Source organism: Sporosarcina limicola, assembly GCF_014873855.1.
GTDB classification, from domain to species: Bacteria; Bacillota; Bacilli; order Bacillales_A; family Planococcaceae; genus Sporosarcina; species Sporosarcina limicola.
In genome coordinates this window covers 18328-31747 of the sequence record NZ_JADBEL010000037.1, presented here as the reverse complement: position 1 = coordinate 31747, position 13420 = coordinate 18328, and the positions used below count along the sequence as shown (strand labels likewise).

The window sequence follows — 13420 nt, the reverse complement described above, 5'->3', positions numbered from 1 at the left end:
CAACTTGACTATCCATTTATACAATCATTTATTCATGGCATCGAACAAGATATTAGTTCTGTCAAGTTAAGCATTCAGGAGCCGTGGAGTAACGGTCCGGTAGAAGGGCATGTCAATCGGTTAAAAACAATCAAACGAATGATGTACGGAAGAGCAAAATTTCAAGTGTTGAAAAACATCCTTTTTTGGCCAATCCTTTTTGAGCCATACACACATACTTTGGTAACTGATATTGTTTTCAGCACACCAGGTCTTGACGCTAGATTCACCACTCACTTTAAATGCATCAATTCGTGCTTGCCACATCGCTCGTCGTTCGTCTCTTGTCATGCGAAAACCTCCTAACTTTTGATCGTAAGGTGATTATCACATAATGGGAAAGACGTTAGAAGGTGGGGAGTATTTGGCGCTTACATTTAAACCATGATAAGCAGTTAGAGGATAAAGGATTTAACTAATAAAACAGCCATTAGAATGAGTTCTGTTCTAATGGCTGTTAAGCTATTCACATTTATTAACATGCCAGTGACCCTTATTCCTCATTTACTGGTCCTAATGTCTGCAATACTCAAAAGGAGAGCTAATCAATGAACTCAATGAGTCCATCGTGTTGGAGCAGCGGAAGAAAGATGAAAAAGATCACGATGACGAGCCGCCAAATGGGGATGGATACACATCCGAAGAGCCTAGCTCTTCAAGTTCCTTGGAATCCGTGTTCCCTCACGAATCAAGGCAAACTTCTTCTAGACGCCACTTGTGCGCCATCCGACATCACCTATCCTACGGATATCGGTTTGCTGAACAAGTCACGTGAGAAACTCGAAAAAATCATCGACACGCTTCATAAGCCACTTGCCGGCAAGTAGAAAAAACCACGTACCTACCGGGTCAAAGCCCGCAAAGAATACCTATCCTTGACAAAACAACAAAAGCCGGGTTTTCAGAAAATCTGGGAAGGAATCGAGTGTCAATTGGGCTATGTCAAACGGAATCTGTTTCATATTGAAAAGCTTGTCGCCCAAGTCGGACTCAATCAGTTGAATCCCAAACAATATCTTGACCTGTTTGTCATCCATGAAATCCATCGCCAGCAGACCCTCATGTATAAGACCCAATCGCATTCGATCGAAGATCGGATTGTCAGCATCGACCAACCGCATATTCGTCCGATTGTGAGGGGTAAAGCAAACGCCCCAGTGGAAATTCGGTGCCAAGCTATCCGTCAGCCTAACGGATGGTTATGCCTTCATACGCTGGGACGCCTATCACGAAGGCATCCTTCTCAAAGAATCTATTGAAAGTTACAAAAAGCGGTGCGGTTACTATCCTGAAGCAGTTCTAGCCGATACAATCTATCGGACACGTGAAAACCGTCAGCACCGCAAGGATCTAGGAATTAGGCTGAGTGGGCCCAAGCTTGGCAGACCTTCAAAAAATCAACAGAAAAATTCAGAACAGAAGCGAATCGAACGGCAGGATAATGCAGACCGAAACGCAATCGAAGGGAAATTCGGCGAGGGCAAGCAAGTATGGACTTGGCCTTATCCAAGCACGTCTAAAGAAGACGAGCGAGACCGTCATTGCCCTCCAATTCCTAATCATGAACATAGAAAAGATCCTCCGGGATTCTTTTTTGCCTATTTTCCAAAACTGGCTTCAAGATATGTTGTCTGGTTTACAATACGGACTTGCATATAAGTTTGCGTAAAGAGAGTTGTTCAGTATCCCCTAATTAACAGTTTAACTGTCCTTAGGTGTTAAATAGGGCAATGAAGTCTCTTTATCTTGGTAGTTTTTAAGAATTAATCCATCTTCAGAATACTCTACCACAGTGTTTAAAGGGAGAGGGATTTTCCCGTTTATAGTAGTTATAACGTAGCTAGGGGTTGCGAATCCAGTTGTATGACCAACTAATCCCTTCATTATGTCAAGACCAGTATCAATTGTAGTCATAAAATGGGAAACTCCTGTTACATTGTCACAGTGATACAAGTAATAAGGCCTTACTCTAATTTTCAACAAGTTATGCAACAATTTTTTCATAATCTCAAGATCATCGTTAATTCCTTTTAGTAATACACTTTGATTCTGAACAGGCACCCCATGGGTTAATAAAAGATTAATAGCTTTTGCGGAATCCTTTGTGATTTCTTTAGGGTGATTAAAATGAGTATTTAACCATATTGGATGATATTTCTCTAGCATCTCGCAAAATTCTTTAGTTATTCTTTGTGGTAATAAAACTGGATAACGTGATCCAAATCGAATTATTTCAACATGTGGAATACTACGCAACCTTTTTAATATTTTTTCAAGTTTAGTATCTGAGTAGGTTAATGGGTCTCCTCCGGTTAGTAAAACATCACGTATTTCTTGATGATTCTCTATATATAAAAAATCTGGTTCATATGATTCAGATTCACTGGATTCAAAATAAGTTCCATTGAGATTTGTGGTGTGAAACTTTCTAGTACAGTGTCTGCAGTAAACTGGACATTGTTCAGTAATAAGCATAATTATTCGGTCAGCATATTTATGAACTATTCTATTTCCAACTCTATATTTTGTATCGCCTACTGGATCTACATCTGAATAATTATATGTTGTAAACTCTTCCAAGGAAGGAATTGCCTGACGGCGGATTGGGCAATTGGGATCTTCCTTATCCATTAAGGATGCATAATATGGAGTAACAGCCCATTTATAAATTCCTGCACTCTTCTGAATAGCACTTTCTTCGTCCGGAGTTACATCAATATATTTTTTCAGCTCATCTAAAGTTTGAATTCTTCTTCGGAAGTGCTGCGACCAATCATCCCAATCCCAATCTACCGATTCATATATTCCATGTAACTCATTACCTTTTTCTTTACATACTGTCATTTTTACCCCTCCACTAATATAATAATATTAGAAAATTATTTCATTATTTTTTTGATGATTGTCAATGCTTGTTCAATATCTTCTGAATCTATACCAGAATGCGTGACTGCTCTTATCCTCCCATAGCCAAGTTCATCAATATTCAAATTATTGTATTTAGCTAATTTGATAAACTCAATTAAGGAATATCGTTCATCAATTACTCTAAAAAAGACAATGTTTGTTTCTATTTTTTCAACATTGCACTCGATTCCAGGTATTTTTGATAAACCAATCCCAAATTTTTCAGCATTTTCATGATCTTTTTTTAGTCTACTAACCATGTTGTTTAGAGCTACTATCCCTGGCCTTGCTATTATTCCAGCCTGCCTCATACCACCACCTAACATTTTTCTTATACGACGAGCCTTCAATATGAAATCTTTATTGCCTACCAACATGGAACCTATAGGAGCAGATAGCCCCTTAGATAAACAAAATTGAAGAGAATCTACATGCTCAGAAATAACTCTAGGTTCCACGTTAAGTGCTTGAGAAGCATTAAATATTCTAGCCCCATCCATATGTATGGGAAGCTCTTTACTACGAGCATACTCACTCATTTCTTTTAAATAAGATAAAGGTAATATCCTCCCCCCCATCCTATTGTGAGGATTTTCTATACATATTAATGATGGTAGTGAAAATTGAGGATCTTCTTTATTTAGTGGTATAGCCCTTTCAATATCCTGAACTAGCAATCGTCCATCTTCTTGCGTATTTATAGGTTCGTATATTATCCCGCCACAGACAGAGGCGCCCCCGGCTTCGTAAATATAAATATCTGATTCATTTCCTACTATAACTTTGGATCCACGAGGTGAATGAGCCATAATTGCTGTTAGGTTTGCCATAGTACCACTTGGAAATAGTATACTTGCTTCTTTATCGAAAATTTCAGCAGCTTTTCGTTCAAGTTCTAAAACGTAAGAATCTTCTCCATAGATATCATCCCCTAAATAATTTGGATTGACTGCTTCTAGCATTTCTTTTGTTGGTAAAGTGAATGTATCACTCCTTAGTTCAATCACCAATCATTCCCCCTAATCTCTATATTAAATATAATTAATCTTTCGAAAATACTCATCACTTTGCAAATCCCAAGAATAATATACATCAATTATCCCATTTAATTCGGAAACTTTTTCTTTTGTTAATTTAATTTTTTCCTGGTAATCATCACAGAATTGATTAATCATTATTCCGATGCAAGTACCGCTGTGGGTAGTTACAACCCCTAGACATTCTACCTTTTTACAAATATCCAATAACTTATACAAGTTTTTTTTATAGTTATGATTTTGATTCATTAATGAGCTTCGAGTTGCTATTTCGCCAATCTTTCTGTAGTTTTTAATCTTAATATTATATGTTAATTCGCTTAGAAGGACTTTGTAAATTTCTTTTTCAGATTGAAGAAATTCTTTTTCTTTTTGATTATATTCAATTGTATCAACTATCCCTCCTTCGTCTAAACTAACTATTGCTAATCCAGGTAAACAACCCAAGTAGTCAATTTTTTCTATTTTTTTATGATAATATGATGTAACTCCTGGGTACATAATGCCGTCAGATGGCTCGATTGATTTTAAAATGTCTTCTATAACATCTGAACTCAAATTCATATTATAAAAATCAGCTACAGCTCTAGCAGCTGCAATCAAATCAGCAGTAGAACTTGATAAGCCTTTACCCACTTTTATATCACTCTTAATATATAAATCACCAACGAGTGGTAATTTGAAATACTGTAAAAGATTTAATGTGAAAGTAAAGGACTTTGTTTTCTCCGAAGGATATACTTTTAATTCCTTGTGGTAATCATCTACAACAAACTTTGCATAAGAAAATTTTGATATCGGAAAAGTTACTAAAAAATCTAAGTCATTATTTATTAGTCTTCCCTGTAAAAGTTCTCCAAAGGTTCCGAAGGAATGTCCTTGACCTATAGTTTTAGTATTTAATCTAACAAGCTCTTTAATAAAATCAGCTCCCTAAAAATCAAGAATTAGTTGTTATTGGAATTTCCTTTATGGTTCTTATCTTAGTGCTAGATATATATATACTTGAAAAAATTATACCAAGGGCTCCGATTATCAGAGTTTCAAGAACACCGATTACATCTCCCGAAAGACCGCCCAGTACAGCTCCAATTGGAACTATTCCCATTACGCAAAATCTTATAGAAGCATTCATCCTCCCAAGCATGTTATCGGGCGTAATAACAGTACGAAGGGTTCTTTGATTTATGTTGTATATAATAAGCATACAAGCATCTACCAATTGCATTAACATTAATAATAAAACTGCTGGTACTACAGGTAATAACGTCGCAATTGGAATCAATAATGATGATATTCCAGCTATTAACAATGAGGTAATTAGTGAATTACCTATGCCTATTTTACGTGTAATAGGCTCAGTAATAGCTACACCTATTAAAGCACCTACACCAGACATAGAAAAAATTAATCCTATGTATATAGGCTCTAATGAAAGAGTTCTAGATAAATATAAAATGTATATAGGATCAATTAATATAGTGAAAAAATTAAAAATAATAGAAGATACCAATAAAGCTCGAACTATTTTGTTGTTTAAAACATAGGTTAGCCCTTCTTTAATCATGGGCAAGATTCTCGTCTCTGTGGTATTTTTCATATCATTTAATTCTATTATGTTTTCTTTTGTTTTGATTCTAAATAGGAAAATTGATGAAACTATAAGACTAAAAGATTGTATTATCAAAGTGAAAGGGGCTGTAAAAATTTGAATTAGTATACCTCCTATACCTTGACCAGTTAAATCAGCAGCAGAGTTACTAAATTCTAATTTACTATTACCTTCAATAAGGTCTTTTCGCTTTATTATTACCGGTAAGTAAGACATTTGACCAATATCAGCAAGAACTGAAAACCCCCCTGCGAAGAAAGCTACTATATACAAAATTTCCATATTTAGCATACCCAGAAACATCGATATTGGGACTCCTAAGATAATTATTGCCCTTGATAAATCTGCAACTATCAATATAGGACGTTTCGGTTTTTTATCTATCCAAACTCCGACAAAAAGACTAAGTAATATAAATGGAAGGAATTCCACAGCATGTAGAATTCCTATTTGTAATGCAGAAGCTTTTAAAGTTAATGCTGCAACAAGAGGCAATGCTAGCATTGATATTTGATTTCCAAACATTGATATGGTTTGTCCTGCCCATAAATATTTAAAATCACTGTGTTTCCATAAACCTTTATAGAACCATTTCATAAAGTCACACACCTAACGATCATTATTTTGTAATAATAATTTTATTTTTTCAGCAATATAATCTGAATGAGGAGGTTGAATTAGATTATAATGATCTGTCTTAATATCATGTAGATTTAAATTTAAAGTTAAATTTCCCCATTCATTTGGGACTTTCTTGTGTTCTTCATAGGTATTTAGTGCTCTAAAATAAAGAATGGGGCCATTGTAATCTAGAGGTTTGTATTTAGAAAGTACATATAGGTTTGACTTAAACATGTTGTAGTATTTAACAAACTGTTCAAAATCTGTCTCCGGAAAAATTTTTCGATCTACTAGAAGACGAAGTATTAAGTCTAATCTGTTTTCAGTTTCACGAGATAATTTTATAGTATTTAATAGTTCTTCTCTCCTTTCACTATCTAGAGAGTATAATAAATCATTTACAAATGCATTGATATAAAAGTCCTCATCCTCAATTTGAGTTTTTGTGAATTTCATAAGATAACTATCCATCATTGCTAGCAATTTTATTTGATTTCCATTAACTGTTAACTTTCTTGCGATTTCATAAGCAACTACGCCGCCAAATGACCAACCAGCTATGCAGTAAGGACCTTTCGGTTGTATTTTTTTTATTTCTTTAATATAGAAATCGGTTTTTTCCTCAATTGATTTTAATTCATCGATTCCTATCTCTCTTGCAGGAGATTGAATTCCATAAATTGTATAACTATTTCCCAATGCATCAGCTAAGGGTTTATAACAAAGGATATTTCCTCCTACCGGATGTACAAGAAATAGAGGAATTTTGTTTTCAAGTTTTCCTGATTGAATTTTCACTAAAGCTGTCTTTGAATTACTCTCATATTCATCTCTAATAACAATGGCCATTTTTTCAATAGTATCGTTTTGTAAAATCATTGAAAGTGATATTTGTTTAGAAAACTCCTTCTTAACTATAGCCATCATTCTAAGAGCCAATAATGAATGTCCACCTACACTAAAAAAGCTATCTTTTATACCTAAATTTTGCCCATTAAACATTTCTTGCCAAATTTTAATTAACTTCCATTCTATCAGATCTCTCGGAGGGATATTTTCCACTCTATTTACTTCATTTTCAAGTAAAGATAACTCAATTCTATTCACTTTTCCACTCGTTGTAAGTGGCATGCTTTCTAATATACTCCAATTTAATGGTAGCATATATTCAGGAAGGGTGTGCTTAACATATTCGGTAACTTCTCGTATATCTATTTCCTTATTTTTATTAGCAACTAAATAAACATTAATAAAATCGAACCCTTTTCCATTATCTGTATATAGCACCGTGCACTCTCTAACGGAAGGATGAGTAGTTATAACAGTTTCGATTTCTTCAAGTTCAACGCGGACCCCTCTTATTTTTACTTGACTATCCATTCGTCCTCGATACTCAATACTTCCGTCGGAGGAATACCTTACCAAATCACCTGTTTGGTAAAGAATTTCTTGTGACTTATTACTTAATGGAGAAGGGATAAACTTTTCTTTCGTAAGTTCAGGAAGTTGATGATATCCTTCTGCTAGACCAATTCCTCCAATATATAGTTCACCTATCGCGCCAATTGGTACAGGTTTTCTCTGAGAATTTAATATATATAGTTGAATGTTTGATATTGGTTTTCCTATTGGTACAACCGTTTTAGTTCCATCTCTTTCACATTTCCAGTAGCTAACATCTACTGCTGCCTCCGTAGGACCATAAAGATTAAATAAATCACTTGATGATTTTTCAAAGAAGCGCTGCTGTAAATCAAAAGGTAAAGATTCTCCGCTACATAACACTCTCTTCAAACTTTTACATTTCCCAATATCTTCTTCTAGAACCTCTTGTAACATTGAGGGTACAAAATGAATGGTGCTAATCTGCTCATTCTGAATAAGATTAAGCAAATAATGAGAATCTCTGTGACCATCTGGTTTGGCGATAACTAGACATGCTCCGGTGATTAAGGGCCAGAAGAATTCCCAAACTGACACATCAAATGTATACGGTGTTTTTTGTAATACCTTGTCTTCGACTCTTAATTTAAAATAATCTTGTTTCCACAATAATCTATTGCAAATTGCTTGATGAGATACCATAACACCCTTTGGTTTACCTGTTGAGCCAGAAGTATAAATCATATATGCAACATTTCTTTGAGACATTTGAACATTCGGATTATTTATAAACTCATTTATTAACGTTTTATCTAGTTCTTCGACCCACTGAATGTTTATAATGCAATCAGAGACTTGCTCTTTAAACTTCTGACTAGTAATCAGAATAGAGATTCCTGAGTTTGCTATTAAATCTCTAACTCTACCCCTAGGGCTTTCAGGATCAATAGGTACATAAGCAGCACCAGCCTTTAAGATTCCAAGTAAACTAATAACCATATTAATTGAACGTTCTAAACAAACACCGACATAATCACCAGGTTGCACGCCTTGCTTAATTAATATTTCTGCAAAAAAATTAGATTTATTGTTCATCTCGACGTATGTCAGTTTTTCATTCTCAAATTTTAGTGCCAAATTGGACGGCGATTTTTTCACTTGGGTTTCAATAATCTTATGAAGAATATGAACTTCATTATAATGTTTCTTTGTATCATTCCAATCAACTATTTTATTATGTTCTTGCTCTGTTAAAAAATACATACTATCAGTTTTTTGTTGAGGGTTATCCACTATCGAGTTTAGTACGTTCAAATAATATTGCCCTATTAAGTCAATCTGTTCTTCATTAAATTCAGACTGATCCCACCTTAACGACATTACTATATCCATTGTAAATAAATCTTGACCAAATTCTACACCGAATGGAAAGTTTGTACTTGATATACCCGACTCCTCAAATACATCAATGTCTTTTAAATCTTCTATAGACCTATATATATGGAAATTCGTGAAATTGAAAAATGTTTCGAATAATTCTGCCGATCCAATATCTAGTTGAATTTGAGACATAGGATAACGACGGTACTTTAAAAGAGTTTGTTCTTCTTGTGCAGTAGTTTTAATTAGATCTAACCATGTTCCTTCAGAAATATGCTGCCTCATCGGAAGTGTATTTAAAAATAGTCCTAGAACTTTTTCGCCATCAATTTCTTCAACTCTGCCATTATAGACAACTCCTGATACAATATCTTTGGATGAACTTAGCATAGAGAGTACTTTAAAATGAGCAGCTAGTAATACACTCTTCACATGAACCTTTGAGTTCGTTGCCATGCTTCTAATTCCATCGGACAATTCTTTAGGTATATTAACTTCTAATATATTCATCTCAGATTTACTTTTTCCAAGGTTCCAACGGGGAATCTTATTAAGTGTCATATCAAAAAGTTTATCCATCCAGAAGTCTTTTTGTATTAAATCTTGAACTGCTTTTCTTTCTAATTCAACATAATCTTTAAATAACGCCTTTGGTTTGTTATTTACTATTTGTAAGTTCCCAGAAATTTCCGCTTGATATAAACTGAATAATTCCGTGTGCAACGAAGCCACACTCCAACCATCTAGGATTGCATGATGTTCAATAATCAGCATTTGTATACATGATTCAGAAATTTTTTGAACCTTTATCCTTAAGAGAGGAGCTTCAGCCCAATTAAATGGAGTAGCTTTCTCGATTTCAAATACTCTTTCCATTTCTGCTTTCTGCTCGTCTTCAGATAAATGTGTTATATCAGTGAAAATAATTGGCGCTTCAACCTTTTTATGAACTATTTGCATAGGTTCACTAAAATAAGTAAAATCAAAGGATGTCCTTAAAATTGGATGGCGTGAAAATAGTTTATCTATCGCCCGAACCCATTTGTTTTCTGCATATGGTGCGCTAATTTTCAAACTTGAAATGTTATGATATAATAGTGCTGAATTTGATACCTCACTATGATATAGCATTCCCTCTTGAAGTTTCGTTAAAGGATAAATATCTTCAATATTATCAGGTATTCTTTTTAAATCATTTTCAGAAACTAATGGAATTCCCTTTGTTAGCTGTATTGGAGAGTCATCTTTTTTTCTGACGTGAAGTGCCAATTCACGAATGGTCTGATAGAGAAATAAGTCTTGCATTTCTAAATTAAATCCATACTCTTTTAATGAGGATAAGACTATTATACTTTTAATAGAATCCCCACCTAATTCAAAGTAATTATCATTAATTCCTATAAATTTTCTGTCTAAAACATTTGACCAAATACTAATAATATTTTCCTCGATTTCGTTTTCAGGTCCAATGTATACGTCCTTTAATTCATTACTTTCGTTAATGGAACTCGGCAAATAATTAATATCGACTTTACCGTTGTTTGTAAGAGGAAAAGCTTCGATATTTATAAATTGAGAAGGCACCATATGCTCTGGAAGTAATTCACTAAGGAACCTTCGTAATTCTTTGCTTGTAGTAGTATCAGAAGAAACTATATACGCTATTAACCGCGTATTATGTTGAATATCTTCTTTGGCAATCACAATTGCCTCTCGTACCCCAGGATGTAAAGATAATTTCGCTTCAATTTCCCCTAATTCTATTCTAAAACCGCGAACTTTCACTTGATTATCTATCCGACCACAGTACTCTATCTCACCATTGGATAGTATTTTACCTAAATCCCCTGTTCGATATAGTTTTCTAGGTTCTTGGCTAAAAGGATTATCAATAAAACGATCCGATGTTAATTCGGGTTGATTAAGATATCCTCTAGCCAAACCAGCTCCCCCGATATATATTTCTCCCTGCAAACCACTAGGCATAGGCTGTTTATAGTAATCTAGTACAAAAACATGAAGGTCAGGGATTGGAACGCCTATCACATTTCTTATTTCATTTTCTAATATACTTAAGTTAATCGGTCGATACGTAACATGAACGGTAGTTTCTGTAATACCATACATGTTAACTAACAAAGGTTTTTGTTCTGCATGTTTATCGAACCATGGAAGTAGCGATTTATAATTTAGAGTTTCACCTCCAAAAATAACATATCGTAAATTGAGAACATTTGTAGTCAGTAACCTTTGTTTATCGACTTTCATTAATTGATAAAATGCTGAGGGAGTTTGATTTAAAATAGTAACCTTTTCTTGAATTAGTAAATCATAAAACTTCTCAGTGTCCCTGCTAACCCAATATGGAACAATTACTAGCCTTCCTCCATATAATAATGCTCCCCAAATTTCCCAAACTGAAAAATCAAATGCATAAGAATGAAATAGTGTCCATGTATCATTATTATCAAATCGATACCAATCATATGTTGAAGAAAACAATCTAGGTATATTCTTATGTGGTATAAGGGTGCCTTTTGGATTCCCCGTAGACCCTGATGTATAAATAACATAAGCGAGATTATCTGGTTGTACTAAGCTTATTGGATTTTCCATGCTCTCTTGTTTTATTGCAGACTTAATTTTATCTAGAGATATACTTTGAATATCATAATTTAAGAATTTGTTTTCTAAGTGACTTTGGGTTACTAATAGATTAATGCCAGCATCTTGAATGATATATTCTAATCTAGCATTAGGGTTACTAGGATCAATTGGCACATATGCACCACCAGCTTTCAAAATACCTAAAACGCCTACAACCAAGTCAATAGATCGCTCTACACACAACCCTACTAATACTTCTGGTCCAACGCCCTTTCTCTGCAGATATTGAGCTAACTGATTTGCTTTACGATTTAATTCTTTGTAAGTTATAGAATCATCTTCAAATGTTACTGCTATCGAACTTGGGTATTGCTTCGCTTGTATTTCAAAGAGTTCATGGCTACACAAAGGTTCAATTGGGTTTTTAGTTGAACATGTTACGAGTTTTTCTTTTTCTAATTTCGTTAAAATTTGTAATTCTCGAATCGGCTTCTCAGGATTCTGAACAATATCTGTTAGCAGTATTTTAAAATGATCAACCATGTTGATGATAGTTTCTTTATCAAATAAATCTGTTTGATACTCTAATACACCTTTTAATCCTTCGGTAGTAGTTTCCATATCCAAAGTTAGTTCAAATTTAGCTGTATCTGTTCCAAATTTAACAGGCTTAATTTCTAATCCAGGTAATTCCCAATCCATTTCCTGTTTATTATTTAAGAGAAACATTGTTTGAAATATAGGAGTATGACTTGTGCTTCTATTTGGATTTAGTTCCTCTACAATTTTTTCGAAAGGAATATCTTGATTATCATAAGCTTCCAACGTCACTTCCCGAACTCGGTTTAATAATTCTTTAAATGTAGGATTAGCAGAAAGGTCAGTCCTTATGGCAAGAGTATTAGCAAACAAGCCCACAGTCTTTTCAAATTCACTCCGATTTCTATTGGCGATAGGGGTTCCAACAACAATGTCTTCTTGGTGTGTATATCGACTAATCAGAACATTGAACGTTGTTAGCATTCCAATGAAAAGTGTACAATTTTCAACTTTACATATCTGACTAATTTCTTTCGAAAAAAACTCAGGAAGTGTAAATTCATAATATGCTCCTCTATTACTAACAACTTTAGGTCTTGGTCGTTCAGACGGCATTTGCAGTACTGGTAAATCTCCATTTAACTTTTCTTTCCAATAAAGTAGTTGGTGCTGTAATATTCCTTTTTGAAATTGTTCTTCCTGCCACATTGAATAATCTGCATACTGGAATGGTGGCTCCGTTAGATTTGAAGTACTGCAATCTAGAAAAGATTGGTATATGCTCAGAAACTCTTTAAACATGATGTCAACAGACCAACCGTCAGATATAATATGATGCATGTTAATTAACAAAAAATGGTCCATATAGCTATCAGTTAATAAAGTCACTCGAAATAGTGGTCCTTTATTTAAGTCGAATGGCTTTTTTGCTTCCTTTCCCATCAATTTATTTGCTTGAGATTGATTTTGAAACTTTTTTATTGTTAATACAGATTTGAACTTTGGTTTTATCACTTGCACTAGTTCATTTTGGTTGATAGTAAAATGTGTTCTTAACGCTTCATGTTTGTTTATCAGAGCAAATATAGTTTTTTCTAGGGCAGGTATATTCAATTCTCCATTTAAGGATAAAAACAAAGGTATATTATAAACAGAGGAATCAGTCAATAATTTATCTAAAAAATAGTATCTCTTTTGAGCAAACGATGCTGGAAAAACATAATACTCATTAAAATTTTCCTCTTCTTCAAAATTAAGTATTTTTTCTTTAGACAACCTGAGCAACTCCTTTATT

Annotated in this window: 9 protein-coding genes and 1 pseudogene; 4 read left to right on the top strand and 6 right to left on the bottom strand. The window is 34.1% G+C overall.

Annotated elements, in window-relative coordinates:
• A pseudogene (locus H4683_RS21615) lies at nt 1-174 on the top strand (transposase); the annotation flags it as partial.
• Here H4683_RS21615 and tnpA read toward each other — a convergent pair.
• The gene (gene tnpA, locus H4683_RS22540; protein ID WP_420826590.1) at nt 121-306 is read right to left on the bottom strand and encodes an IS66 family insertion sequence element accessory protein TnpA; all 186 of its coding nucleotides are present in this window, start codon (nt 304-306) and stop codon (nt 121-123) included. The pseudogene H4683_RS21615 and the gene tnpA sit on opposite strands and share 54 nt — an antisense overlap.
• Nucleotides 307-587: 281 nt before the next feature.
• Between tnpA and H4683_RS22535 the strand changes: the two genes are divergently transcribed.
• Genes H4683_RS22535 through H4683_RS22525 form a run of 3 tightly spaced genes read left to right on the top strand, consistent with a single transcriptional unit; the run spans nt 588 to nt 1698 of the window.
• A complete protein-coding gene (locus H4683_RS22535; RefSeq protein ID WP_192600435.1) occupies nt 588-866 on the top strand; it encodes a hypothetical protein in 279 nt (92 codons plus the stop codon).
• 48 nt (nt 867-914) lie between these two features.
• Nucleotides 915-1298, top strand: coding sequence for a hypothetical protein (locus tag H4683_RS22530; protein ID WP_192600434.1), 384 nt, complete (start codon nt 915-917; stop codon nt 1296-1298).
• On the top strand, nt 1249-1698 hold the full coding sequence (locus tag H4683_RS22525; RefSeq protein WP_192600439.1) for a transposase: 450 nt from the start codon (nt 1249-1251) through the stop codon (nt 1696-1698). Before H4683_RS22530 ends, H4683_RS22525 begins: the two co-directional genes overlap by 50 nt.
• Before the next feature lie 42 nt (nt 1699-1740).
• Here H4683_RS22525 and blsG read toward each other — a convergent pair whose 3' ends face one another.
• The 5 genes from blsG to H4683_RS19120 form a co-directional block, all read right to left on the bottom strand.
• Nucleotides 1741-2883 (bottom strand): arginine 2,3-aminomutase, encoded by a 1143-nt coding sequence (blsG, locus tag H4683_RS19140; protein WP_192600433.1) that lies wholly within the window; start codon nt 2881-2883, stop codon nt 1741-1743.
• A gap of 35 nt (nt 2884-2918) precedes the next feature.
• Entirely contained in the window at nt 2919-3953 is a 1035-nt protein-coding gene (locus H4683_RS19135) for a GntG family PLP-dependent aldolase (RefSeq protein WP_192600438.1), read from the bottom strand.
• Between the two features lie 24 nt (nt 3954-3977).
• On the bottom strand, nt 3978-4637 hold the full coding sequence (locus tag H4683_RS22030) for a GHMP family kinase ATP-binding protein (protein ID WP_338062501.1): 660 nt from the start codon (nt 4635-4637) through the stop codon (nt 3978-3980).
• 286 nt (nt 4638-4923) lie between these two features.
• Nucleotides 4924-6192 carry an MFS transporter gene (locus tag H4683_RS19125; RefSeq protein WP_192600431.1) on the bottom strand — a complete coding sequence of 423 codons (1269 nt, stop codon included), beginning with the start codon at nt 6190-6192 and terminating at the stop codon, nt 4924-4926.
• A gap of 12 nt (nt 6193-6204) precedes the next feature.
• Complete coding sequence (locus H4683_RS19120; protein WP_192600430.1) at nt 6205-13401, bottom strand: amino acid adenylation domain-containing protein; 7197 nt, start codon at nt 13399-13401, stop codon at nt 6205-6207.
• Between the last annotated feature and the right edge of the window lie 19 nt (nt 13402-13420).